Source organism: Chryseobacterium lacus (assembly GCF_003336205.1).
GTDB lineage: Bacteria > Bacteroidota > Bacteroidia > Flavobacteriales > Weeksellaceae > Chryseobacterium_A > Chryseobacterium_A lacus.
The window spans coordinates 21,690-45,804 of record NZ_QPIE01000003.1 but is presented as its reverse complement, the minus strand read 5'-3'; the positions used below and the strand labels follow the sequence as shown (position 1 = coordinate 45,804).

Genomic DNA, 24,115 nt, shown 5'->3' with positions numbered 1-24,115 from the left:
TAATTTATAGATTATAATTAAGCAAACATTTCAAAATAGCTTGAAAAAACATTGCGACTGCTTTTTCCATATCTTTAGATCATATTTTTTCTGATGAATAAAAGATGGGCGAAAAAGGGTGTCATAGCTCTGGCGATTATAATGATTCTAGGGATTGTCGCCAATCTCGGGCTTCATCTTTGGCTCCAACACAAGTTGCCGGAAATCATTAAGAAAAAAAGTGATTATGTAGTTTCATATCAATCGCTTCAAGTTAGTTTGATTACAGGTTCCATCGTTGCACAGGATATTTCGATAGAAACTAAGCACTCGGAAAATCAGGAAATTCTTCGCTTGAAAGGAAAAATAAATGCCTTGGAGATCAGCAGGTTTGGGATTTATCGTGCAGTATTTAAAAAGGAATTTTATTTCAATGAATTATTTCTGGACAAACCTGATCTTCAAATTATTCTCGCCCGGCCAAAACTTGATTCAGAAAAACGTAAAACGCAGGATTTAATTAAAAACATTAGAATTGACGGCGGAAATATGCAGGTTTTCACGGCGAAAGGAAAGAAACTCCTTTCCGTGAACCAACTGGATCTTGAGGTTCAAAATATCCGCATGACGGAAAAATCCAGAGAAAGTGTGCTGCCGTTAGCGTTCGATCATTACGATATTCAAAGTGAAGAGTTTTTTTATCAGCCTGATGATCTGTACATTGTTTCTGCAAAAAGCATCAACACGGAGAGAGGAAAAATGGTGATTGATGAATTTAGGTTGATACCGCAAGTCAAGCCGCAACAGTTTGAAAAATCTTTCCCTGAAAGGAAAAACATGTTTCACATTACTTCCAAAGAAGTTCACTTTACCGATATTCAGCTGAATAAAACCATCATTTCAATGGCCAACTTCACTCTGGAACAACCTGAAATTCTGATGCACACTTCAACGGCTTCTGTGGAAAGAAAGAAAAAGGGGGAAACTCCAGAGCTGAAACTTGATGATATTGTTTTGAAAAACGCCAAAATCGAAATCAGAAAAACCAACGGCGAAACCATTTTTGGATCAGAAAAAGTGAATCTTGGAATCAATAAATTTATTCTCGATCAGGAAACATCGAAGGAAACAATTCCGTTTACCTATGCCGATTTCAAAGTTTTCGGAGAAAATATTTCTTTCGCTGCAAAGAGCCAGAAAGGAAAAATAGGATCCATTTCTCTGACACCGAAAAGCGGAAAACTCAATCGAATCTCTGTAGTTCCATCCGGTAACAATTCAAATAATTCTTCCTTACAATTTACCGGTAATCAATTGACTTTCACTACAAACCACTGGAGTTTTAAAAATAATAAACTTCATTTAGACATTGAAAATATTACCGTGAACGAAGCCAAAGGTTCACTGCGAGCGGCGGCAAATTCCCAACCGAAGAAAACACAAGTTTCCACTATTCATTTTCCAGTAAAAATTAGAAATATCTTAGTGAAAAACTCTGATTTTACTTTTTTAAATAAAGAACAACCTCTTACCATAACCGGCCTGACTGCCAATGTAAATTCTTTGAAAATTTCACAAACCGATCAATTGGTCTTCGATCCCGGAAATTACTCCATCACTGCAAGAAATTTACACTACAAAACCCGCTTTTACAACATTAAAACAAATAATGTGAATCTAAATCCGTCGACTATTCAGATGGAGGATTTCACCATGATCCCGACAGTTTCCAGAAGTGAATTTATCCGAATGATTCCTGTGGAAAAAGACCTTTATACGCTGAAAGCGCCTAAGATTTCAATACAGGGAAAATGGAATTTACTTTCGAAAAATAAATCCTTCAATGCAGATCAAATTACCATTCAATCAGCACACGCAAATATTTTCCGGAGCAAAATTCCAAAAGATGATGCTTCTGTAAAGCCAATGTATTCTGAACTATTGAGGCGGATTTCGTTTCCTTTCACAGTGCAGAAACTGGAACTCAAAAGTGCTTTGCTGGAATATGAAGAAGACACCGAAAAAAGTGAAGGCCCGGGAAAACTGACTTTCGGAAATTTTAACATGACAGCACAAAATATCAACTCAGGGAAACGGTCTGGAAATACCAAAATTCCGATTCGCATCCAGTGTCGTTTTATGAACGCTTCTCCTATGAATGTTAGCTGGAATTTGGATACGGCGAGTAAAGATGACCGGTTTCAGATTAAAGGAAGCATCGCCGATTTGCCGGCGCCACGCATTAATCCTTTTATTGAACCTTATCTGAAAATTCGTGCTACAGGAAGCATTGATGCCTTGAATTTTGATTTTAATGGAAATAAATCAGGAATTCTGGGAGCAATGCAGATCAAGCACAAAGACCTGAAAGTGACTTTGCTGAAAGAAACCGGCGAAAAGAAGAAAGTTCTTTCGGCCATTGTCAATATTTTTGTAAAATCTGATTCAGAAAACTTTCCAGATTCTGTGCAAATAAAAGCAGAGCGCGATCCTTCCCGGTCATTTTTCAATTTGTTCTGGAAAGGAATTGAGGACGGCTTAAAGAGAACCCTTATTGGGATTTCACCTGGGGAGAAGAAAGAAACGGAAGCGAATTCCAAATAAAAAATCCTGACTCACAAAAAGTCAGGATTTCAATTTTTATGCTAACGCTAATTATGCGTTAGGCTCTATAGATACGAAAGATCTGTTGTTTGCTTTCTTTCTGAAAACTACTTTACCGTCAACCAATGCGTGCAAAGTGTGGTCTTTACCCATTCCCACGTTTTCACCCGGGTGGTGTTGCGTACCTCTTTGTCTTACGATGATGTTGCCAGCAATTGCTGCCTGTCCTCCGAAAATCTTCACTCCCAGTCTTTTGGAATGCGACTCTCTACCGTTTTTGGAACTACCAACTCCTTTTTTGTGTGCCATTTTATTTTAAGGTTTTTTGGTTTATAAATTATTCAGCGTTGTTGCTGTCTGTTGTTGTTTCTGTAGCTGCAGGTTCTGCTGCTGCTGCTTTCTTAGCCTTTGGAGCGGCTTTCTTTTCTTTCTTGTCATTATCGAAACCTGTGATTCCGGTAATTACGATTTGAGATAAAGATTGTCTGTGACCATTCTTTTTCTCGTATCCTTTTCTGCGTTTCTTTTTGAAGACAATTACTTTGTCAGCTTTTACGTGGTCCAGGATTTCAGCATCAACAGTGATACCGCTTACAGCCGGGGCGCCAACAGTTGTAGAACCGTTCACAGTAAGAAGAACTTTATCAAAAGAAACTTTCGATCCTTTGTCTCCTTTCAGACGGTTTACAAACAACTTCTGGTCTTGCTCAACTTTGTATTGAAGCCCTGCTATCTCTACAATTGCAAACATTGCTTATAATTTTTAGGTTGTTAATAAATATTTGAGTGTGCAAAAGTACAAAATATTTCTATAATTCAAAGGGTTGTCTGTGTTTTTTATTTTACATTTGATTCTGAATAAGCAGACTATATGCAAAGAGACCTTTACATTGATTTCGCCAAGGGTATTGCCACCCTTTCCATTATTTTTATTCACACCGTATTCTGGAGCGGACAGTTTTATGTTCCTACGGAAATGCGGGTGCTTTCACTACTAATAGATGTGCCGCTGTTTTATGCACTCAGCGGAATAACTTCCGGCAATAATGTTGAAAAAACACTTTACCGACTTCTGAAACTGCAGATTACCTACATGATCTTTGTGACATTTCTGTTTTTCCTGGATTATTTATTTAAAGTTTTCGGGCTTCATTTTTTCGGAATAGATGAGATGAAAAGTTTCTATTCCACGTTTGGCAGTAAATATGTGCCACAAAATATTTCGGACATTCCACAATGGCAAAACTTAGGCAACTGGTACCTTCACAGCTATACCAACGCGGACACTTTTCCTGTAGTGATGGGAAGTTTCTGGTATCTGAAAGTATATTTCATCATGACCGTTTTTGGTGTTTTGATCCTGAAATTCTTTCCGAAGCATGTTCATTGGTTCATCGGAATCTGTCTCGCACTCATCCTTCTTTTTCATTTCTTTCCACATTATTATCCTTCAGGTCAGGTAGGATATATCGTTGTTTATCTCGGCGTTTTTCTGGTTGCCAATACTTTAAAAGGAAAAAAAATCCCTACGAAAACCATTCCTTTTATCTATGCAGGAATTGCGATACTATTAATCGGAATGTTCTGGAATTACGGAAATGATATATTTTACAGAATGAATAAACAGAAATTTCCCCCGAAAATCCCGTACGTTATTTGGTCTTTATTTTCGTTGGCCACCTTGTTTGTTTTGTATAACAGATTGAAAATAAGGAAAGATAATTTCATCAATTATATTGGGCGGAATGCTATTTTCTATTATTTCGCACAGGGAATGAGTTCTTCGCTCATCTACTTTATTGTGGTTCCGTTGCAGGAAAGAATGCAGTGGGGAGTTTTGTTGATATTTATTTTTGCTGTTAATATTATTTTAGCCATTCTCCTTGCAGAATTCCTCAAAAAGATTGATGAACTTGGCTGGAAAGTTTTAGAATTTTTAAAACAAAAAACCGCTCAAATTTAATTTAAGCCCTTAGGAACATAGAGTCAAATCTGCTATAGAAGGTGGGTTTGATTATTGTAATGAAAAAATTTCTTATCTTTAATTTCTTTTTTTTAATAGAATGCAGAAACTTCGGTTTTCCAAATACTTCAAAGGAATTGTCATCCTGCTGGATATCTTTATCATTGCTTTTGTCTTTGTTTTCTTTTTTCATCTCAGAAACCGGGAACTTCAGATTCAAAATGTAGACTGGGAGCAAAATGGGCTTTCTGTTTTGTTGCTTATTTTCTTCTGGATATTGTTGAGCGGCAGAACCAAACTCTACGATATTCCCAGAAACCTAACCTACACGCTCTATCTGGAACGCCTCATTAGCCATATTCTTATTTTTCTGTTCGGGATTATCCTTTTAGGAAAAGTAAGCAATAATATCTTTCTGAAATATGAACGTTTTGGCTTGGCTATCAGTCTGTTTGTTATTTTCTTTTTTCTAAAATCGATTATTTTCTTTTTCTTGAAATTTTTGAGAACAAAAGGCCTCAACTTCCGGAATGTCATGTTTTTAGGCTCAAAAACAGACGCGAGTGAAATTTTGGAAAATGCATTGAAAGAGAGAAGGGATTATGGTTTTAAAATTCACCCTTATCCTCATTCGGAAATTCGAAATGATGAATTGACAGCTTTTTGGAGTGAAAACGGAATTCATACGCTGTATATGCCGGCGCATGGTTCAGGCATCAGTTCCGCACAACAGAATGAAATTTATCGGCAGGCAGAAATCCATAAAATAAAAGTAGCCCTCATCCCGGAAACAGATAACAACCATTATTTCAATTATGAAGTAATGTATATTGAAACCCAGCCTGTCCTTTCGCCGGCGAAATTTCCGTTGGATTATTTCAGTAACTGGCTGATAAAAAGGATATTCGATGTTCTGTTTTCAGCCTTCGTTCTTGTTTTTATTGCTTCATGGCTTTTCCCGATTCTGGCTTTATTGATTAAAGTGAACAGCAAAGGCCCGGTTTTTTTCAAACAGAAACGCTATGGTTATCATGATGAGGTTTTTTACTGTTATAAATTCAGAACGATGGTGGTGAATAATGAATCCGCCAGTAAAACCACAAAAGAAAATGACGACCGCATTACCTCAATAGGAAAATTTTTAAGAAAAACCAGCCTGGATGAAATGCCTCAGTTCATTAATGTTTTGTTTGGCGAAATGTCCGTCGTGGGTCCGCGTCCGCACATGCTTTTGGTGGATGATTTTTATAAAAGAAAAATAGGAAAATATACCATTCGAAGTCTTGTAAAACCTGGAATTACAGGCCTCGCTCAGGTAAATGGCCTGCGAGGTGACACCGGAGATATGAATGTTGAAATGAAAAAAAGAATCCTGGCCGATGCGTTCTATGTGAAAAACTGGAGCCCGATTCTGGATCTTGTCATTATCGTCAAAACTATTTATCTCGTGCTCGCGGGAGATAAAAAAGCATATTAAACAACTGAAGATAAGTAGAAAAATATTAATTTAGCCGCATGATAAAAAAGTTTCTGAACGCTTTTGGAGAATACTTTTTGCTGATGGGGAAATCCATCAGAAATCCTCAGAAAATGTCTGTTTTCTGGAAACACTTGATGAGAGAGATCAATGATCTGGGAGTAAATTCCTTCGGATTGGTTGTTTTCACATCTATATTCGTAGGTGCGGTAGTAGCCATTCAAATGTATAATAATTTTGAAGCATCTGCTTTTCCTATTCCTGCCTCTTTCGTTGGATATGCGACTAAGGCGGTACTGGTCTTGGAATTTTCACCTACCATTATCAGTTTGGTTTTGGCAGGCAAAGTAGGCTCTTACATTGCATCCAGCATTGGTACCATGCGAGTTTCGGAACAGATTGATGCGCTGGATATTATGGGGGTTAATTCTCCTAATTTCTTAATATTACCGAAAATTCTGGCGAGTCTTATTTTCAATCCTTTGCTGATTGCTATGAGTATTTCCATGGGAATTTTAGGCGGATACTTGGCGGGAGAAATGACGGGCAACTGGACTCAGGATGATTATGCTACAGGTATTCAGATGTATATGCCGAATCTTTTTTACTATTATGCTTTCATCAAAACTTTGGTTTTTGCGTTCATCATTGCTACAGTTCCGTCTTATTTTGGATATAATGTAAAAGGAGGTTCTCTGGAAGTCGGAAGAGCAAGCACCCAGGCGGTAGTATGGACGATGGTCTTTATTATTATTACCGAATTATTATTGACCCAAATGATATTAAGCTGATGATTGAAGTAAAAGATTTAAAAAAGAAATTTGGGGATACTGAAGTCCTGAAAGGCATCAGTACCAGTTTTGAAACCGGTAAAGTTAACCTCATCATTGGGCAAAGTGGTTCAGGGAAGACGGTGTTTCTGAAATCGTTGCTCAATGTGTACGAACCATCCTCGGGAACCATTCTTTTCGATGAGAGAGATGTCACGAAATTGTCAAGAGAAGAAAAACAAAGTTTGCGTGCAGAAATCGGAACTGTATTTCAGGGCGGTGCCCTTTTCGATTCCCTTACGGTGGAAGAAAATATAACATTTCCGTTGGATATGTTTACCAATCTTACTTTCCGTGAAAAGAAAAGAAGAGCAAGAGAAGTAATGGACAGTGTGCATTTGGAAGGAGCCAGCAGAAAATTTCCAGCAGAAATTTCCGGTGGTATGCAGAAAAGAGTTGCTATCGCGCGGGCGATTGTGAATAATCCCAAGTACCTTTTCTGTGATGAACCCAATTCCGGATTAGATCCTTATACTTCCAATGTTATCGACGATCTGCTAATAGAAATCACGCAACAATATAATACCACCACCATTATCAATACCCATGATATGAATTCGGTGATGACTATTGGCGAGAAAATTGTATATCTGAAGGATGGCCTTCTGGAATGGGAAGGAAATAAAGATAATGTTATTACAGCAAAAAATGAGAATCTGATTGATTTCGTATATTCATCAGAACTTTTTAAAGAACTTAGAGAATATTTCTTATCCACAGATAAAACTTCAATTGACAATATTAAACCTAAGGAAAATGAATAAACTTATTTTTACCATCTTGTTTTCGGCTTCCATAAATCTTGCTGCTCAAGTGTCCTTTGCCGGAAAAGCGAATATGATTTTTCCAACCGGAAGCCCATCCTGGGAAAATTTAAGCAACGCTGTTCCCGAAATTTACAGTAATAGCGGGAAAAATAACATAGGATTCAATATCGGAATTTCAGCCAAGGTTGATCTTCCTTCCTCTTTCTTTATTATGCCAGAACTGTACTATACTACTTTCAAAAATTCTTTTACGCACAGAGATACCAATACAACGATTGAAGCAGTGAATAATCGTATAGATTTGCCCGTGCTTTTGGGGATGAACGTAGTGAGCGATTATCTTGGCGTGGTAGCCGGACCTGTAGCAAGTTATAATCTGAGCTCAGAAAACCAGTATAATGATTTCAAAGAGAATGCAACGAAAAATTTTACGGTTGGATACCAGTTTGGTCTTCAGTCCAAAATCAGCAAAATTGTTCTTACAGCAAGATATGAAGGAGCATTCACTTCGGATGAAAGAACGTATGTGAATACTGCTTCCAATGCGATTGATCCTGATTATGTGATTAGATATGACAACAGGCCAAGCTTGATTATTTTAGGAATCGGATACGTTTTCTAAGAATTGTTATTGATTTAATTTGCAATAAAATAAATGCGCAGAATTAAAAATTATTCTGCGCATCATTATTTAAAACTGATTCTTGTCTTAATGCTTCTTCTTTTTTAGCAAGTTCTTCAGCTTGTTTTTGTAAAGCTGCTCGTTCTTCCAAAAGTTTTTTAAATTCCTGTCTTTTCTTTTCTTCCCTTATTGCTGAACCTTTGCTGATGTAACCGATAACACCTCCGATGATGAGCCCAATTCCTATTCCTGCCAGCATTCCCATCAGACTGATGGGTTCAAAAAATCTGACGGGAGAAAACTCCGGCATCAGATTATACAATAAAAATGAAACGCCGAGAAGCAGCACACCTGCAAAGATCAAGTTCTTCATAATGGATGGGATTGTAGACTCAAATGTAAATAAATTTAAGACAATTTCGCTCAAAAAAAGAATTTATTTTCCGCCAGCAGCTCTGTAATACTCCATTGCTTTGTTCATATATTTATTCAAACCGGCAATACGGTTTTCTGGTCCGGGGTGGGTAGAAAGGAATTCAGGCGGGCGTTGGTTGTTTCCGGATGCAGATTCCATTCTATTCCAAAACGGGATCGCTTGTCTGGGATCGTATCCAGCCATTCCCATAAGATAAAGTCCCATTTGATCGGCCTCAAGCTCTTGTTTCCTTCCGTAGGAAAGTAAAACCATTTGTCCTCCAATAGGATACACTTGCGAAAATATTTGACCCCATTGTCCGCTAGAAATAGTGGATCCAATAAGAGCACCTCCCAATTCTGCCACCATTGCCTGAGAAATTCTCTCGTTTCCGTGTCCTGCTAATGCGTGAGAAACTTCATGTCCGAGAACAACGGCAAGTCCGGTATCATTTTGAGTAACAGGCAGAATTCCTGTATAAACAGCTACTTTTCCTCCTGGCATACACCAAGCGTTAAGTTGCTTATTCTCAATGAGTTTGAATTCCCAATTGTAATGTGCAAGGTCAGATTCCCGGCCAATATTTCTATAGTACGCTTGCGCTGCATTTTTAATTCTGTTTCCTACATTCGTAACACTTTTGGCTTGTTGCGTTCCGGTAATCACTTTTTGCTGAGTCAACGTTTTCTGATATTCCTGTGCCGCCATGGTAGCAATTTCAGCGTCATTAGCAAGTTTCAGAGAAGATCTTCCGGTAATGGGATTGGTGGAGCATGCCGTCATCACGGTTAGCGTAATTCCGATTCCTAAAATACTTTTACTATTCATAACAGATTATTTAATACTAATTAGATTCCTCAATTTTTATTCCAAAAGAAAAAAGGTGCTTTTTTTGCATTACATTTGTTGTGATTGTACAACAAAAATTTCAAAAAATGAAAAAGATTATATTTCTGATGATGAGCATGTTACTATTTCAGGGATGCTCTTCACAAATTTACGTATCTCCGGAAGCGTTAGAAAGCATGGTGAACGCAAAGCAGTTCACTTTCATGGCAGAAAAAGCCAATACTTCAAATGCTGATGTGATCAATGCTGCTAATTCAATTCCTACATACAGCGCATCCCGAATGATGAGGTTGGATTATGGTTATAGCCTTATTCTGAAGGAAAATTCCATAACGGCTGCGCTGCCTTATTTTGGCAGAGTTTACAATGCAAATATTTACAATACTGATAAACAAGGGATTAATTTTAGCTCTAAAGATTTTACCATTACACAGGAGAAGAATAAGAAAGGAACTTATTTACTGAAAATCAATCCGCGGGATGTTTCTCACATCAATGTTTTACACTTGGAAATTTACAAAAACGGAAAAGCGACACTTTCTGTGGATGCTCAGGACCGGCAACCGATTTCCTATGACGGGTATATCATGAAAATGAAAAATGAGGAAACTAAGAAATAGATTTCCCTAAAAGTTTTTCCACGAATAATTTAGCTTCAGAACTCGGATTTGCGCGCAGTTCTGATACATTTTTTTTATGATTTACTAAAGAATTCTGCATGGTATTTTCCTGGGTTGTTGCCTGAATAATATAATGCTGTACCCAATATTCAAAACGTTTTTCGGCCTGCTGTTTGCGTATTTCTTCAAAACGTCCGCTTTGTTTTTTGAGTTCGATAAATTCTGAAATTTTTTCATTTACTACATCGATTCCTTCATTTTGCAATGCAGATCCTAATAACACCGGAACCTTCCAATTTTTCTCTTTTTCATGCAGAAAATACAATGCTCTCAGAAGTTCCTGTTTCGTAGATTTCGCTTTATTTTTATTTTCAGGATTTACTTTATTGATGAAGATAATGTCCACCATTTCCATCACACCGCGTTTTATTCCCTGCAATTCATCGCCGCCGCCAATTATTTTCAGAAAAAGAAAAACATCTGAAATGTCTGCTACCAGAACTTCACTTTGTCCCACGCCAACGGTTTCTATTAGAATATGATCATATCCTGCGGCTTCACAAATCAGCATCGTTTCAAAAGTAGTGTTTGCAATTCCTCCCAGAAATCCTGAGCTTGGGGAAGGTCGGATGAAAGCATTTTCTTCCTTGGCTAGTTCTTCCATCCGTGTTTTATCTCCTAAAATGCTGCCTTTATTTAAAGAAGAACTCGGATCAATAGCGAGAACTGCGACTTTTTTTCCTTTCTGAATGAGAAGTTTACCAAAGCTTTCGATGAAAGTGGATTTTCCTGCGCCGGGAACTCCTGTAATGCCTATGCGAACCGATTTTCCGGTATATGGCATTATTCTTTTCAGCAAATCTTCAGCTTGTAGCCGGTGTTCTGCGTTTCGGCTTTCCACCAGCGTGATGGCTTTGCCCAGCATTCGTTTGTTGCCGGATCTAATTCCTTTTATCAGTTCTTCGTTGGAAATTTTCATTTTCTCAAATGTACAAAAAACAATTTTCCGGCTTCAAAAATATCTGTATTTTAGAGCACAAATATTTACCAATGAAAAAAGTAATTCTTACAGTGATGGTTTCAGGTATTTTTATGGTTTCCTGTTCACAGAAAGGAACTGCAGTACAAGCCGGAAGCAAGGTTTCAGAATCTGACCGGATTGCACAGGGAAAAGTAATTTTCGATAATTCTTGCGGAAAATGCCATGATCTTCCTGACCCGAAATCTCATAACGATGATGAATGGATCGGGATTGTCAATATTATGGCCAAAAAATCCAAGCTTACAGATGAGCAGGGAACTTTGGTCTATGAATATATTACGGCAAATAATTAAAATAAGTCTTTACCGTAGTTTTTAGGTTATCAGGGCATCATTTTTTCAAGAATTTCACAGGCAGATTTTGGCAGGTTAGTTCCCGGCCCGAAGATGAAGTCGGCACCGTTTTGATATAAAAAATCATAATCTTGTTGTGGAATTACACCGCCAACAACAATACTGATGTCCTCTGCACCAAGCTTTTTTAGTTCTTTTACTACCTGAGGAACAAGAGTTTTGTGCCCGGCCGCAAGCGAGGAAATTCCCAGAATGTGTACATCATTTTCTACCGCCTGTTTTGCCACTTCTTCAGGAGTTTGAAAAAGAGGAGCTACATCCACATCGAAACCCATGTCTGCAAAAGCCGTTGCCACTACTTTGGCACCACGGTCGTGTCCGTCTTGGCCCATTTTGGCGACCATTATTCTTGGTCTTCTCCCTTCAGATTCATCAAATTTTTGAGTTAAAGCCACTGCTTTTTCAAAATATTCATTTTTATTGGCATTCATAGCATATACGCCTTGTATGGTTCTGATATTGGCTTTGTACCGCCCGAAACTTTCTTCCATGGTATCGCTCATTTCGCCTAAAGTAACCCTTCTTCTGGCTGCTTCAATGCAGATTTCCAGAAGATTTCCGCTTCCGGTTTCGGCTGCTTTTCTAAGTTGGTTCAAAATTTCTGCCGTTGCTTCAGCATTCCGTTCCGATTTTATTTTTTCAAGCCTTACAATCTGTTTTCTCCGAACTTCAGAATTATCAATATCCAAAATATCAAATTCGGGCTGTTTCAAATGTGATTTAAAAGAATTGACCCCGATGATAAACTCTTCGCCACTGTCAATTTTTGCCTGTTTTTTCGCCGCGGCTTCTTCAATTCTCATTTTGGGAATTCCCGCTTCGATGGCTTTTGTCATTCCGCCTTCCTGTTCAACTTCATCAATATATTTCATCGCTTCATCGATCATCTGCTGGGTGAGGCTTTCTATCAAATTGCTTCCGCCCATTGGATCTACAACATCGCAGATTCCGCTTTCATGCTGAAGAATAATTTGTGTATTTCTCGCAATTTTCGCAGAATAATCGGTGGGCAGTGCTATGGCTTCATCTAAGGCATTCGTGTGGAGCGACTGTGTTCCGCCCAAAGCAGAAGACAAGGCTTCAATGGCAGTTCTTGTAATATTATTAAAAGGTTCCTGCTCGGTTAAGCTCCAGCCCGAGGTTTGAGAATGGGTTCGCAAGGCTAAAGATTTTGGATTCTGAGGATTAAACTGAGTCAAAAGATGAGCCCAGATGTATCTTGCAGCACGCATTTTTGCAATTTCCATGAAATGATTCATTCCTATAGCCCAGAAAAACGATAAACGTGGAGCGAAATCATCAATGCTCATTCCTGCTTTAATTCCAGTTCTCACATACTCTAATCCGTCTGCCAGCGTATAAGCCATTTCCAGAACCGGAGTTGCACCCGCTTCCTGCATATGATACCCTGAAATAGAGATAGAATTGAATTTAGGAATATTTTTAGAAGAATATTCAAAGATATCTGCAATGATTTTCATGGAAGGAGCAGGCGGATAAATGTAGGTGTTGCGCACCATGAATTCTTTCAGAATATCATTCTGTATCGTTCCGGAAAGTTTTTCCTGACTAACGCCTTGCTCCTCAGCGGCTACGATGTAAAAGGACAAAATAGGAAGAACGGCACCGTTCATCGTCATAGAAACTGAAATCTCATCCAAAGGAATTTCATGGAACAAAATTTCCATATCTTCCACGGAATCAATGGCTACGCCGGCTTTTCCTACATCGCCGACTACTCTGGGATGATCGGAATCGTAGCCGCGGTGTGTTGCCAGGTCGAATGCTACAGAAAGCCCTTTTTGTCCAGCGGCCAGATTTCTTCTGTAAAATGCATTGGATTCTTCAGCAGTTGAAAATCCTGCATATTGACGGATAGTCCACGGTTTTTGAACATACATTGTCGAATATGGCCCGCGAAGATAAGGAGCGATTCCCGCCTGAGTATTTAGTATATTACTGTCCTGAGTATCTTTTGAAGTATAAGATGATTTCATTTCTAGGCCGTCTTTTTCAAAAAAATATGGTTGTTTTCCTTCAAAAGAGTGTATGAAATCTGGATGCTGATTCTGAATTTTCTGACGCATTTCTTTGTTAATTGCTAAAGGCAGTAAAGTTAAGGTTTTTTAGAACTTGTTTAATTATTGCCTGAATTTACTTTTATAGTATCCTTACTTGTGTTTGTACTTTTTTTAAGGTCTTTTTCGGCTTTATCAACTTCCTCCTTTATTTTTTTTCCTGCGTGTTCCAGCGCTTTTCCGGTTTTCTGCGCAGCCTTATTCACCTCTTCTTTCACATTTTGAGCTGTGGAGTCAATCTTTTCTTCATCGAAACCTACTTTCTCTACTGTTGTAATTTTGCCTTCATCATTTACGGTGGTCGTGGTTTTCTTCTCACAGGAAATAAACAAAACGGCAGACAGAAGTGTTATATAAACGAAAGGTTTTTTCATGTTTAGAATTTTTAGATTTTAACAAATATATAAAATAAAAAAACTCATAACCGATAAGATTATGAGTTCAGAATGATTTTTTAAAAATCATTATCTTGTGATATCGCCATCACCGTCTGTGGCATCATTAGCAGCGTCTTTCACTTCATTGGCACCATCCCGGATGGTATTTCCTGCCGCATCCATAGTGTTTTCGACCGCATTACCCAGAGAATCTGTAATAGGCAAAGAATCATCATCAACGATAATAGCGGCAGAATCTCCGATGATTATTGCAGAATCATCATGAACGTCAGAAGCCGTGGCTTCAGTCTTTTTACACGAAACAAGTGATACGGCGGCGATGGCACCGATGATAAAAATTGACTTTTTCATAAAATTGTAATTTAAGTGATTAATAATAATTTGGTAAATATACATATTTATGCTACAAAAAATGTTTAATAATTTTCCTCTTCTCCTTTCATCTTTTCCGCATTTTCCGCCATGATGACTGCGTCAATCATTTCCTGAATTTCACCGTTCATATAAGCATCCAGATTGTAAATAGACTTGTTGATGCGGTGATCCGTCACTCTTCCCTGAGGATAATTGTATGTTTTTATTTTCGCAGAACGGTCGCCGGTAGAAACCATCGATTTTCTTTGTGCGGCTACATCTCCCTGCACTTTCTGGAGTTCAATATCGTAAAGTTTTGCACGAAGCATTTCCATTGCCAATTCTCTGTTAGCCAGCTGCGACCGTGCCTGCTGACAAACCACAACAAGGCCGGAAGGTTTATGCGTAAGTTGAACTTTGGTTTCTACTTTATTTACGTTCTGGCCTCCTGCTCCGCCGGAACGCGAAGTCTGCATTTCAATATCGGCAGGATTTATTTCTACATCTACTTCTTCAGCTTCCGGAAGTACGGCCACCGTGATGGCAGAAGTATGAACTCTTCCCTGAGATTCAGTTTCCGGAACACGCTGCACCCGATGAACGCCTGATTCAAACTTCATAATTCCGTAGACGCCTTCGCCTTCCACTTTCATAATGAGTTCTTTGTAACCTTTGGCAGCCTCGTTGGAATCGGTAATTTCATGTCGCCAGCCTTTGGTTTTAAAATACATGGAATACATTCTGTAAATATCTTCCACGAAAATGGCCGCTTCGTCGCCGCCGGTTCCTGCTCGCAGTTCTACAATGACGTTTTTGTCATCCGTCGGATCTTTCGGTATCAACAATACTTTCAGTTCTTCCTCCAATGCCGGAATTTTTTCCTGAGCTTCCATTTTTTCCGCTTTTGCCAGATCTACAAAATCTTTATCAGAACCGTCTGCGATAATTTCGTCAGACTCGGAAATGGTATCTAAAGCACCTTTATACTGATTGTACACCTTCACGATCTTTCCCAAGTCGCTGTATTCCTTATTCAATTGCGAATATTTTTTCTGATCTGTAATGACATCCGGCTGGATGATGAGATCTGCTACTTCATTGTAGCGCTGTTTTATCGCTTCGAGCTTCGGAATTAATGATTTTGACATACTGGAAATTTTTTGGTTGCAAAGATAGGTAAAAGTAGGAAGTCTCTTTTTCGGAAAACGTATTTCGCTTACATAATTTCTTGGTTGTGTTTTAATATTTTAATGCTAGTGTTTTCAGCAAGTAATTAATGCCTAATTTTATAAACTTAATTTTTAAACCGATTAAAATGAAATTATCAACATTTTACATTTTGGCAGCCGGAAGTATTTTCGCCGCATCGTGCAGCGCGACCAAAACGTATTCCATTCATTCAAAAAGTGGCTCGCAGGTACAAGGAACTGCGAAGTTCACCCAAAAAGGAAACACTGTAGAACTGGATTTGAATGCTTATAAACTGAATCCAAACGGAATTCACGCCGCACATATTCACGAAAAAGGAGATTGTTCTGCAACAGACGGCAGTTCGGCAGGTGGACACTGGAATCCAACGTCGGAAGACCATGGTAAATGGGGACACGGAAGCCATCACGCAGGGGATCTGGGAAACTTGAAGGCGGATGCCAACGGAACCGGCAGATTGGTAATGAGTACGGATAAATGGTGTCTTGGTTGTAGTGATGAAACCAAAAATATCTATGGAAAATCCATTATTATTCATGAAAAAGAAGATGATTTCAAAACACAACCTACCGGAAATGCAGGCGGACGAATTGGATGTGTTGAAATAAAATAATTCTGTTCATTCAGAAAATAAAATCCGCCTTGTTTTTATGCAAAGCGGATTTTTTAATTATATTTCGTTGATGATATTTACAGCTTCCTGCAGGTAAACATCCCTTTCCAAGCGTTTGATCCAGTTTTCGTTTTTCTTTTTAAAGGCTTCGTCTTTTTTCTCGCGCTGAATTTCATCAGGATAAATATTGAATTTTAATCCGTTTTTAAACTTATTCAAAGCTTCAAATTTTTTGATTTGATCTTTTCTTTGTTTCATCAGTTCAAAAAACTTGGTTTGGTTCAGTGGAATGGATTCTTCTTTATTCATGTTTTCCTTCCACTGGGCAGATTCTAGAAGCAACTGATAGTTGGTATTGTTCATCATTCTCTTCTCGCTGTTTTTCCTGAGGCTTTCCACATTCACCATTTTCACGGGAGTGAACTGTGCTGCAGGAATTTTGTCCCAAGCAAGTGCATAGTCATCATAACGCTCGCCGATTTCAGAAAAGGTATAAAAATCTTTCATTTCAATATCTGAAACAATTCCTTTTTTCTGTGTCGATTCACCCGTGACGCGATAAAACTTCTGAATCGTCAATTTTACAGAACCGAAATCATCATTGGTGCTTAAAAACCGGTTGAGGTCAATGAAAGTTTGTACCGTTCCTTTTCCAAAAGATTGTGGAGATCCTACGACAACAGCTCTTCCGTAATCCTGCATTGCTCCCGCAAGAATTTCTGATGCAGATGCGGAAAGTTCGTTTTGCATGATGACCAATGGACCTGTCCACAGCGGATTGTTGTTTTTATTTTTTAGAGTCTGAATTTTCCCCTGAGTGTCTTTTACTTGAACATACGGCCCTGCATTCATGAAAAGTCCCATAATATCGCCCACTTCAGTAAGAGATCCGCCGCCGTTGTTTCTTAAATCCAAAATAATTCCCTGAACGTTCTGAGCTTTCAGCTTTATGATTTCTGCTTTCACGTCATCGGAAGCATTACGCCCGTCCGATTTATCGAATTCTGCATTAAAACTCGGAAGATTGATGAACCCGAACTTCTTGCCATCCGGAGAATCGACGATGATACTTCTGGCATACGTGTCTTCCATGGCCACCTCTTCGCGGATCATGGTAACTTCCTGTATCGTTTTGTCTTTCTTTTCCACGGTTAAAGTTACTGCAGTTCCTTCTTTCCCCCGAATGAGCCGAACTGCCTCGTCGGAAAGCATTCCTACTACATTCACTGCTTCTTTATTGGGCAAAGATTTTACTTTTATTATTTTATCGCCCTCAGAAAGCTGTTTTGATTTCCAGGCAGGAGCTCCAATGGTAAGCGGGCCTAAAAATAAATTTCCTTTTTTCTCCTGAATAATCGCACCGATACCAATAACTTTTCCGGTGAAATTAACATCAAAATCTTCTTTGTTTCGGGGAGAAAAATAGCTGGTATGCGGATCGAAAACTTCAGAATAAGCGTTCATATACACCGTGAACCAATCCATTTTTTTTCTTTTTTTGAAACGGGTAAAAGTTTCACTCATATAATCTTTTACTTCATCGCGCGCTTTGGTAAATTTTTGTTCAGGTGTTAGAATTTCCAGTTTGATGGTGTCTTGCAAACCGTGTTTCTGAACACTGTCCTTCTTCTTGCGTTGCGCTTCTTCTCGGCTGTTCAGGGTTTCAATTTCCTGAAGAATGTTGTATTTAATGAATTTTTTCCAGTCATTGTACTGCTCTTCTTTGTTGGCAGGAGATTTCTTTATTTTATGTTCAAGAATCAGAGTTTCTTCTTCATTAAGATCAATAGGTTTGCTGAAAATATCTTTTGAGATTTGATCCGCATCATCCACCCGTTGATACAAGCGGTCAACAGTGAGTTTATAAAAGGTAAGTTCGCCTCTGTTCAGATAATCGTCAAGTTTGGTTTTGTGTTTGCTGAATTCTTCCATATCCGACTGCAGGAAATATCTTTTCCCGAAATCAATCATTTCAAAATATTTGTCATATACCTGTTGCGAATAGGCATCATTTATTGGTTTCGGACTGTAATGAAGGTAAGCGAGCGTATTTTTGACACTTACCATGATGGTTTGCATTTTTTCATCATCATTTTGCGGAGCATTGAAGCAAAACATCAGACTCATTAAAGGGATGAAAAGTAGCAACGTATTGAGCTTAAATTTTTTAAACATATTTGGTTTCTTGTCTTTTATTAGTAAAGAATTAGGTGCATTTGTTACGAGCGCCTACAGAACTTCAAATTTAGTACCTAATTTATAATTGGCGCCTTTTTTTTCATTATTTTTGTTAAAAATCAATTTAAAATGCAAAAACCCCTTATATTGGTTACCAATGATGATGGTATTACGGCTCCGGGCGTTCGGAACTTGGTAGAATTTATGAACGAAATAGGCGAAGTGGTCGTAGTGGCACCCAATTCGCCACAGAGCGGAAAAGGTCACGCGATTACTATCAACTCTACTTTAACTTTTGAAGAAATATCGCTGGAAGGTCCACAGTCCGATTATTCGCTGAGCGGAACTCCTGTAGATTGTGTGAAATTTGCGCTGGATAAAATTCTGACCAGAAAGCCGGATATTGTGGTTTCGGGGATTAATCATGGTGCGAATTCTTCCATCAATGTGATTTATTCGGGAACGATGTCGGCTGCCGTAGAAGCCGGCGTGGAAGGTCTTCAGGCGATTGGATTCTCACTTTTAGATTTCAGTTGGGACGCAGATTTCGGGCAGGCCAAGGAATTTATTCAGGAAATTGTACTGAAAACTTTAGAAAATCCATTGCCAAAAGGTGTTGTGCTGAATGTGAATATTCCAAAACTGGAAAAAGACAAAATAAAAGGAATAAAAGTCTGTCGCCAAGCGCACGCTAAATGGGAAGAAAGCTTTGATGAAAGAATCAATCCGCATGGTAAAAAGTATTTCTGGCTCACAGGATATTTCAATAATATGGACAGCGGAAGCGATGCCGACGAAACAGCTTTGGCAGACGGATTTATCTCCGTAGTTCCTGTTAAGTTTGATCTCACTGCACATGAACATCTGGAGCAGATTGCTGCAGTTTTAAATACTTGATCTCATCAAAAAAAGTCCCGGAATTTTCGGGACTTTTCATTATTTTTCAATGGCTAAATCAATCACCTCTTTCATTCTGGTAACATAGTTGATTTTCAAGCCTTTCAGATAATCTTTCTTTATCTCTTCTACATCTTTTCTGTTGGCTTCACTAAGGATAATTTCCTGGATTCCGGCGCGTGATGCTGCCAGAAGTTTCTCTTTTATTCCGCCAACAGGAAGCACTTTACCACGAAGGGTAATTTCTCCTGTCATCGCAAGATGAGGTTTTACTTTTTTGTTTTTATAGCTGGACACCATCGAAGTCAGCATCGCAATTCCTGCGGAAGGGCCGTCTTTAGGCGTTGCACCTTCGGGAACGTGTACGTGAATATTTTTTTTCTCAATATCTTCCTCGGAAATTCCCAGTTCGCCGTATTTTGCTTTGATGTATTCCAGAGCGATCGTAGCAGATTCTTTCATTACATTCCCGAGATTTCCAGTCATCGTAAGATTTCCTTTTCCATTGCTGAGGATACTTTCAATAAAAAGAATATCGCCGCCTACTGATGTCCAAGCTAATCCTGTAACCACACCCGGAACTCCTGTGATTTCCGAGATATTTTTAGGCCTTGGAATTCCTAAAATTTCATCAATCTTGTCAATGGTAATTTTAGGGTCATATTCTTTTTCCATGGCGGTTTGCAATGCTACCCAGCGTGAGATGGAGGCGATACGTTTTTCCAGAGATCGCACGCCGCTTTCAGAAGTGTGCGCTTCTATAATATGTCTTATTTCGGGATTTCCGAGTTTGTAAGATTTTGCATTCAAACCGTTTTCATCCAATTGCTTTTTGATGAGATGCCGTTTGGCGATTTCAATTTTTTCTTCCAAAGTATATCCCGCAATCTGAATTACTTCCATCCTATCCAGCAAAGGAGATTGTATGGAGGAAAGCGAATTGGCTGTTGCAATGAACAGTACTCGCGACAAATCGAAACCGTACTCCAGATAATTGTCATAAAAGCTGTGATTCTGTTCAGGATCCAGCACTTCCAGTAAAGCCGAACTTGGATCTCCGTGAATTCCCTGTCCGATTTTGTCGATTTCGTCCAGAACAATCACCGGGTTTGAAGTTCCCGATTTTTTAATGGATTGCAGAATTCTGCCTGCCATGGCTCCGATATAGGTTTTCCTGTGGCCGCGGATTTCGCTTTCGTCATGAAGTCCTCCCAAAGATACTCTCACATATTTTCTGCCTAATGCATCGGCTACGGATTTTCCCAAAGAAGTTTTTCCTACTCCAGGAGGGCCTGCCAGACAGAGAATCGGCGACTTCATATTGTTTTTCAGCTTCAGAACAGCCATGTGCTCCAGAATTCTTTTTTTAATATCTTCTAATCCGAAATGTGCTTTGTTGAGAATTTTCTCTGCTTTTACGATATCGAAAACATCTTTGGAATAAATTCCCCACGGAAGATCGGTGAAAAAATCAAGATAATTTCGTTGAACATTGTAGTCGGGAGAGTTGGGATGCTGCCTTTGAAGCCGGCTCAGTTCTTTATCAAAATGTTCCTGAACTTCTGTACTCCACGTGAGTTTTTCGGCTTTTTTACGAAGCTCATCAGCGTCTGATTCTGCACCGTTGCCAAGTTCGTCCTGAATAGTTTTCAGTTGTTGGTTCAGAAAATATTCTCTCTGTTGCTTGTCCAGATCTTTGGATGTTTTCTGATGAATCAGGTTTCTAAGTTCCAGTTTTCTGAAATCATCATGCATCAACTGATAACATTTTTCTGCTCTTTTCTGAAGGTGTCTTTCTTCCAGCAAAGCTTGTTTGGAAGCGATATCAAAATTCGCATTGGAACAGATGAAATTCAGCAAATCTTCCGGCTGCGAAATATTTTTGATAGCAAAATTAGCTGCGTTTGGAATATTGGGATCGATGTTGATGATTTTTCCCGCAAGATCTTTGATGTTTTCCATCAAAGCTTCAAATTCTTCACTTTTAGGAAGAGTGTCTTTCAGTTTTGCAATTTCAGCTTTGAAATAGGGTTCATGCTGAATCATTTTTTTCACCCGAAATCTTCCGAAACCTTTCATAATTGCAGTAACATTTCCTTCAGGTAATTTGATGATTTTCACAATTTTCGCATACGTTCCTACGGTGTATAAATCTTTTTCAGAAGGTTGTGCGATATTGGAGTTTTTCTGACTGATAATGCCGATAAATTCACCGTTTCTCTGCGCTTCTTCTATCAAGCGGATGGAATTTTTTCGGCCTGCGGTAATGGGAGTAATTACTTGTGGAAACATGATCATATTCCGTACCGGAAGAATGGGAAATACTTTTTGAACCGTATTCTCTGCGGTTTCTTTTATATCATCAACGTTCAACTCTTCCGTTACCATACCAAAACTCTCATTCAGTATATTTTCAAAATCTATCTCTTCAAATTCTTCCATATAAAAAGGGGGTGACAAACTGTCACGGTTTAATTTAGTTTGTGCTTGTCATGGTTTTAATGCCCATGGAAAGTGCTTTTATTGCTGTCAGTAAGGGGGAATTCTCAATTCCTGTGCCATTGTTATTTTTATAAAAAAGAGGACAGATTTTCATTAAACAGCTAAGAACAAATAAAAATAGATTCAAATTTTCTATAATTTCCTAAAAATGTGTATTTTCGCAGACTGATAAAAATACGTATTAAAAAGATGGCAGTTTTAGCGGAAATTAGAAAAAGATCGTGGTTACTTATTGGGCTGATCGCATTTGCATTATTAGCATTCTTGCTGACACCCGACCAGTTTGATCAAATTTTTAGTAAAAATCCAAACATACTCGGGAAGGTAAATGGCGAAACAATTACCAGAGAAGAATATAGTGATCAGCTGTATGTTCTTCAACAGCAAGCCCAACAACAAGGCCAGCCCGGTACGGGTTTAGAAGAGCAGGCGTGGCAAATGATGGTGCAAAGCAAACTTATCAAACAACAGTTTGAAAAAATGGGACTGCAGATGACCGATGATTTCTTCTATAGCCAATTGCAGTTCGATCCTATGTTCGCGCAAAATCAGCAGAATTTTGACGAAAAAGGAAACTTCAGGCTGCAAGAAATTAAAAAACAAGTCGCTGATCTTCAGAATAGTGGCGATCTTCAGGCTTACAACCAATGGATGAAAACCAGAAAAGCTATTGAGTACCGAATGATGGCAAGACAGCTTTTTGCCAATATTACCACCGGAATTACTACCGGAAAAAAAGAAGCTGAGGAGCTGATGAAGCAACGCGATCAGTTGGCAGATATTGATTTTGTAAAAGTAGATTACGGAACATTTCTGCAAAAAAATCCAATAAAAGTAACTACTGCAGATCTTGCCAATTATATCAAACAATATCCTTTAACTTATAAAGCGGATCCAAGTGTGAATTTAGGGGTAGTTTATTTTCCTTCTATGCCCAGCAAGGCGGATGAAGATGCTACCATGAAGGAAATTAACAACTTGCTTTCCGGTCAGTCAGATGCCAGCGGCGTAGCGGAAAACTTTCAAAACACAACAAACGATTCCATGTTTGTCATGCTGAATTCTGAATTGCCTTTCGATTCCAGATATTTAAGCGAAAATCAACTACCGCCAGCCATCAGAGAATGGGTTAAAACAGCATCAAAGGGCCAGATTAACGGACCTTATAGAGAACAAGATGTCTTGGTACTTACCAAGTTATTGGATAAAAAACCATCGGATTCCGTATTATCAAAGCATATTCTTATCGCTTATGAAGGATCCGAGCGTTCTACTGCAACGCGTAAGAAAGAAGAAGCCAAGAAAATTGCGGACAGTCTGTATGCAGTAATTAAAGGAAATCCTGCAGCTTTTGCTGAAGGCTTGAAGTTATCTGACGAACCAAATGCTGTGGAAAGAAACGGAAGTGTTGGTTGGGTTACTCCTTCCTCGCCTTTTGATCCTGCTTACATGAAATTCCTTTTGAATAACCCGAAAGGTGCTACCAATGTGGTGGAGTCAGCTTTTGGTTATCATATCATCAATATTGAAGATAAAAAATCCGGAACAATGGGTTACAAGCTTGCCCACATCGTGAAAGGATTAACAGCTTCAGACGCCACTGAAACAGAGGTTGACAAAAATGCACGAAGATTTATTCAGCAAGTACAGGGAAAAACGTTCAACGATTTTGCTAATCTTGCCAAAAAATCCAACTATAATTTCAGCAATGCCAAATCGGTAAAAAGATTTGACGGGCAAATACAGGGGTTAGGAACTCCAAAAGACAGCGAAATTATTTCCTGGGCTTATGATAAAAAAAGAAAGAAGGGCGATACTGAATTCTTTGTAGTAGAAGGTAGCGGCGACAGAGTAGTCGTTATTATGAATGGAAAACAGGAAAAAGGATTAGCCGATCCGGAATCTGTGAGAGAACAGATAGAACCAATTGTGAAAAACCAATTGGCCGCGAAAAAAATTATCGAAAAAATGAAAAGCGGAAATGCAACCGGACTTGCTCAGGTAGCAAAACTGTTCGGAACGACACAACAATCCGGACAAGTGAACCTTCTGAACCCTCAGATTGCCGGAGCGATGGAACCTAAAGTTGCCGGAGCAGCATTCGGGGTAGCGAAAGGAAAAACTTCAAATCCCGTGGAAGGTGCAACTGGAGTGTATGTTTTGGTGAAAAAATCTGAAACGGTGAATAAGCAACCTGGAGATATCAAACAAATGACAGAATCTATTTCAGGACAAAACGCAAGCATGTTCGGGCAGGCATTCCTGAAAAGTTTACAGGATAATGCCGACATAAAAGACTACCGAATTGAAGTCTGGGACAAAGGGTTTCAATAACAAATGAAAGAGCGGCAACCAATTGCCGCTT

22 protein-coding genes are annotated in these 24,115 nt (G+C 38.8%); 11 read left to right on the top strand and 11 right to left on the bottom strand.

The genetic code is table 11. The features are described from left to right. Positions 1 to 93: 93 nt before the first annotated feature. Positions 94 to 2,583: a DUF748 domain-containing protein gene (locus DQ356_RS04045; protein WP_114303201.1), complete on the top strand. Its 2,490-nt coding sequence runs from the start codon at positions 94 to 96 to the stop codon at positions 2,581 to 2,583. A gap of 51 nt (positions 2,584 to 2,634) precedes the next feature. Here DQ356_RS04045 and rpmA read toward each other — a convergent pair whose 3' ends face one another. Continuing rightward, on the bottom strand, positions 2,635 to 2,892 hold the full coding sequence (gene rpmA, locus DQ356_RS04040) for a 50S ribosomal protein L27 (RefSeq protein WP_114303200.1): 258 nt from the start codon (positions 2,890 to 2,892) through the stop codon (positions 2,635 to 2,637). A 28-nt stretch (positions 2,893 to 2,920) separates the two neighbouring features. Then, positions 2,921 to 3,334: a 50S ribosomal protein L21 gene (rplU, locus tag DQ356_RS04035; RefSeq protein ID WP_114303199.1), complete on the bottom strand. Its 414-nt coding sequence runs from the start codon at positions 3,332 to 3,334 to the stop codon at positions 2,921 to 2,923. 120 nt (positions 3,335 to 3,454) lie between these two features. Here rplU and DQ356_RS04030 point away from each other — a divergent pair, with 120 nt between their 5' ends. The 5 genes from DQ356_RS04030 (at position 3,455) to DQ356_RS04010 (ending at position 8,242) form a co-directional block, all read left to right on the top strand. Next, positions 3,455 to 4,546 (top strand): acyltransferase family protein, encoded by a 1,092-nt coding sequence (locus DQ356_RS04030; protein WP_114303198.1) that lies wholly within the window; start codon positions 3,455 to 3,457, stop codon positions 4,544 to 4,546. 100 nt (positions 4,547 to 4,646) lie between these two features. After that, entirely contained in the window at positions 4,647 to 6,023 is a 1,377-nt protein-coding gene (locus DQ356_RS04025) for an exopolysaccharide biosynthesis polyprenyl glycosylphosphotransferase (protein ID WP_114303197.1), read from the top strand. Positions 6,024 to 6,061: 38 nt separating this feature from the next. After that, positions 6,062 to 6,814, top strand: coding sequence for an MlaE family ABC transporter permease (locus tag DQ356_RS04020; RefSeq protein WP_114303196.1), 753 nt, complete (start codon positions 6,062 to 6,064; stop codon positions 6,812 to 6,814). Then, positions 6,814 to 7,617, top strand: coding sequence for an ABC transporter ATP-binding protein (locus DQ356_RS04015; protein WP_114303195.1), 804 nt, complete (start codon positions 6,814 to 6,816; stop codon positions 7,615 to 7,617). The genes DQ356_RS04020 and DQ356_RS04015 overlap by 1 nt, the downstream gene beginning before the upstream one ends. Then, positions 7,610 to 8,242: an outer membrane beta-barrel protein gene (locus tag DQ356_RS04010; protein ID WP_114303194.1), complete on the top strand. Its 633-nt coding sequence runs from the start codon at positions 7,610 to 7,612 to the stop codon at positions 8,240 to 8,242. Before DQ356_RS04015 ends, DQ356_RS04010 begins: the two co-directional genes overlap by 8 nt. A 43-nt stretch (positions 8,243 to 8,285) precedes the next feature. Here the strand turns inward: DQ356_RS04010 and DQ356_RS04005 are convergent, their stop codons facing one another. Both DQ356_RS04005 and DQ356_RS04000 read right to left on the bottom strand, forming a co-directional pair. Beyond that, positions 8,286 to 8,615, bottom strand: coding sequence for a hypothetical protein (locus tag DQ356_RS04005; RefSeq protein ID WP_114303193.1), 330 nt, complete (start codon positions 8,613 to 8,615; stop codon positions 8,286 to 8,288). A gap of 63 nt (positions 8,616 to 8,678) precedes the next feature. Further along, positions 8,679 to 9,485 carry a M48 family metallopeptidase gene (locus DQ356_RS04000; protein WP_114303192.1) on the bottom strand — a complete coding sequence of 269 codons (807 nt, stop codon included), beginning with the start codon at positions 9,483 to 9,485 and terminating at the stop codon, positions 8,679 to 8,681. A gap of 107 nt (positions 9,486 to 9,592) precedes the next feature. On the opposite strand from DQ356_RS04000, the gene DQ356_RS03995 reads away from it, so the two are divergent. Then, positions 9,593 to 10,126 (top strand): DUF4251 domain-containing protein, encoded by a 534-nt coding sequence (locus tag DQ356_RS03995; RefSeq protein ID WP_126723234.1) that lies wholly within the window; start codon positions 9,593 to 9,595, stop codon positions 10,124 to 10,126. Here the strand turns inward: DQ356_RS03995 and meaB are convergent. Then, positions 10,116 to 11,105, bottom strand: coding sequence for a methylmalonyl Co-A mutase-associated GTPase MeaB (gene meaB, locus DQ356_RS03990; protein WP_114303190.1), 990 nt, complete (start codon positions 11,103 to 11,105; stop codon positions 10,116 to 10,118). The genes DQ356_RS03995 and meaB overlap by 11 nt on opposite strands. Positions 11,106 to 11,176: 71 nt before the next feature. Between meaB and DQ356_RS03985 the strand changes: the two genes are divergently transcribed. Then, entirely contained in the window at positions 11,177 to 11,461 is a 285-nt protein-coding gene (locus tag DQ356_RS03985) for a c-type cytochrome (protein WP_114303457.1), read from the top strand. 29 nt (positions 11,462 to 11,490) lie between these two features. Here DQ356_RS03985 and scpA read toward each other — a convergent pair whose 3' ends face one another. The 4 genes from scpA to prfA all read right to left on the bottom strand — a co-directional run bounded on the left by scpA (position 11,491) and on the right by prfA (position 15,499). Further along, a complete protein-coding gene (scpA, locus tag DQ356_RS03980; protein ID WP_114303189.1) occupies positions 11,491 to 13,608 on the bottom strand; it encodes a methylmalonyl-CoA mutase in 2,118 nt (705 codons plus the stop codon). Between the two features lie 50 nt (positions 13,609 to 13,658). After that, entirely contained in the window at positions 13,659 to 13,973 is a 315-nt protein-coding gene (locus tag DQ356_RS03975) for a hypothetical protein (RefSeq protein ID WP_114303188.1), read from the bottom strand. A gap of 90 nt (positions 13,974 to 14,063) precedes the next feature. Beyond that, a complete protein-coding gene (locus DQ356_RS03970) occupies positions 14,064 to 14,348 on the bottom strand; it encodes a hypothetical protein (protein WP_126723233.1) in 285 nt (94 codons plus the stop codon). Positions 14,349 to 14,413: 65 nt separating this feature from the next. After that, positions 14,414 to 15,499, bottom strand: coding sequence for a peptide chain release factor 1 (prfA, locus tag DQ356_RS03965; protein WP_114303186.1), 1,086 nt, complete (start codon positions 15,497 to 15,499; stop codon positions 14,414 to 14,416). 167 nt (positions 15,500 to 15,666) lie between these two features. On the opposite strand from prfA, the gene DQ356_RS03960 reads away from it, so the two are divergent. Beyond that, positions 15,667 to 16,173 carry a superoxide dismutase family protein gene (locus tag DQ356_RS03960; RefSeq protein ID WP_114303456.1) on the top strand — a complete coding sequence of 169 codons (507 nt, stop codon included), beginning with the start codon at positions 15,667 to 15,669 and terminating at the stop codon, positions 16,171 to 16,173. A 57-nt stretch (positions 16,174 to 16,230) separates the two neighbouring features. Here the strand turns inward: DQ356_RS03960 and DQ356_RS03955 are convergent, their stop codons facing one another. Continuing rightward, complete coding sequence (locus DQ356_RS03955) at positions 16,231 to 18,348, bottom strand: carboxy terminal-processing peptidase (protein ID WP_114303185.1); 2,118 nt, start codon at positions 18,346 to 18,348, stop codon at positions 16,231 to 16,233. A gap of 132 nt (positions 18,349 to 18,480) precedes the next feature. Here DQ356_RS03955 and surE point away from each other — a divergent pair, with 132 nt between their 5' ends. Beyond that, entirely contained in the window at positions 18,481 to 19,248 is a 768-nt protein-coding gene (surE, locus tag DQ356_RS03950) for a 5'/3'-nucleotidase SurE (protein ID WP_114303184.1), read from the top strand. A gap of 39 nt (positions 19,249 to 19,287) precedes the next feature. Here surE and lon read toward each other — a convergent pair whose 3' ends face one another. Continuing rightward, on the bottom strand, positions 19,288 to 21,690 hold the full coding sequence (gene lon, locus DQ356_RS03945) for an endopeptidase La (RefSeq protein WP_114303183.1): 2,403 nt from the start codon (positions 21,688 to 21,690) through the stop codon (positions 19,288 to 19,290). Positions 21,691 to 21,939: 249 nt separating this feature from the next. Here lon and DQ356_RS03940 point away from each other — a divergent pair, with 249 nt between their 5' ends. Beyond that, a complete protein-coding gene (locus DQ356_RS03940; RefSeq protein ID WP_114303182.1) occupies positions 21,940 to 24,084 on the top strand; it encodes a peptidylprolyl isomerase in 2,145 nt (714 codons plus the stop codon). Positions 24,085 to 24,115 lie beyond the last annotated feature (31 nt).

Bases quoted from the DNA above. Each gene is read 5' to 3' on its own strand.
- DQ356_RS03970 (WP_126723233.1), bottom strand. From the start codon at position 14,348: ATGAAAAAGTCAATTTTTATCATCGGTGCCATCGCCGCCGTATCACTT.
- DQ356_RS04010 (WP_114303194.1), top strand. From the start codon at position 7,610: ATGAATAAACTTATTTTTACCATCTTGTTTTCGGCTTCCATAAATCTT.
- scpA (WP_114303189.1), bottom strand. From the start codon at position 13,608: ATGCGTCAGAAAATTCAGAATCAGCATCCAGATTTCATACACTCTTTT.
- DQ356_RS04045 (WP_114303201.1), top strand. From the start codon at position 94: ATGAATAAAAGATGGGCGAAAAAGGGTGTCATAGCTCTGGCGATTATA.
- DQ356_RS04030 (WP_114303198.1), top strand. From the start codon at position 3,455: ATGCAAAGAGACCTTTACATTGATTTCGCCAAGGGTATTGCCACCCTT.
- DQ356_RS03955 (WP_114303185.1), bottom strand. From the start codon at position 18,348: ATGTTTAAAAAATTTAAGCTCAATACGTTGCTACTTTTCATCCCTTTA.
- DQ356_RS03940 (WP_114303182.1), top strand. From the start codon at position 21,940: ATGGCAGTTTTAGCGGAAATTAGAAAAAGATCGTGGTTACTTATTGGG.
- prfA (WP_114303186.1), bottom strand. From the start codon at position 15,499: ATGTCAAAATCATTAATTCCGAAGCTCGAAGCGATAAAACAGCGCTAC.
- DQ356_RS03975 (WP_114303188.1), bottom strand. From the start codon at position 13,973: ATGAAAAAACCTTTCGTTTATATAACACTTCTGTCTGCCGTTTTGTTT.
- DQ356_RS04020 (WP_114303196.1), top strand. From the start codon at position 6,062: ATGATAAAAAAGTTTCTGAACGCTTTTGGAGAATACTTTTTGCTGATG.
- DQ356_RS04015 (WP_114303195.1), top strand. From the start codon at position 6,814: ATGATTGAAGTAAAAGATTTAAAAAAGAAATTTGGGGATACTGAAGTC.
- DQ356_RS03995 (WP_126723234.1), top strand. From the start codon at position 9,593: ATGAAAAAGATTATATTTCTGATGATGAGCATGTTACTATTTCAGGGA.
- DQ356_RS04005 (WP_114303193.1), bottom strand. From the start codon at position 8,615: ATGAAGAACTTGATCTTTGCAGGTGTGCTGCTTCTCGGCGTTTCATTT.
- DQ356_RS03985 (WP_114303457.1), top strand. From the start codon at position 11,177: ATGAAAAAAGTAATTCTTACAGTGATGGTTTCAGGTATTTTTATGGTT.
- surE (WP_114303184.1), top strand. From the start codon at position 18,481: ATGCAAAAACCCCTTATATTGGTTACCAATGATGATGGTATTACGGCT.
- rpmA (WP_114303200.1), bottom strand. From the start codon at position 2,892: ATGGCACACAAAAAAGGAGTTGGTAGTTCCAAAAACGGTAGAGAGTCG.
- DQ356_RS04000 (WP_114303192.1), bottom strand. From the start codon at position 9,485: ATGAATAGTAAAAGTATTTTAGGAATCGGAATTACGCTAACCGTGATG.
- DQ356_RS03960 (WP_114303456.1), top strand. From the start codon at position 15,667: ATGAAATTATCAACATTTTACATTTTGGCAGCCGGAAGTATTTTCGCC.
- rplU (WP_114303199.1), bottom strand. From the start codon at position 3,334: ATGTTTGCAATTGTAGAGATAGCAGGGCTTCAATACAAAGTTGAGCAA.
- meaB (WP_114303190.1), bottom strand. From the start codon at position 11,105: ATGAAAATTTCCAACGAAGAACTGATAAAAGGAATTAGATCCGGCAAC.
- lon (WP_114303183.1), bottom strand. From the start codon at position 21,690: ATGGAAGAATTTGAAGAGATAGATTTTGAAAATATACTGAATGAGAGT.
- DQ356_RS04025 (WP_114303197.1), top strand. From the start codon at position 4,647: ATGCAGAAACTTCGGTTTTCCAAATACTTCAAAGGAATTGTCATCCTG.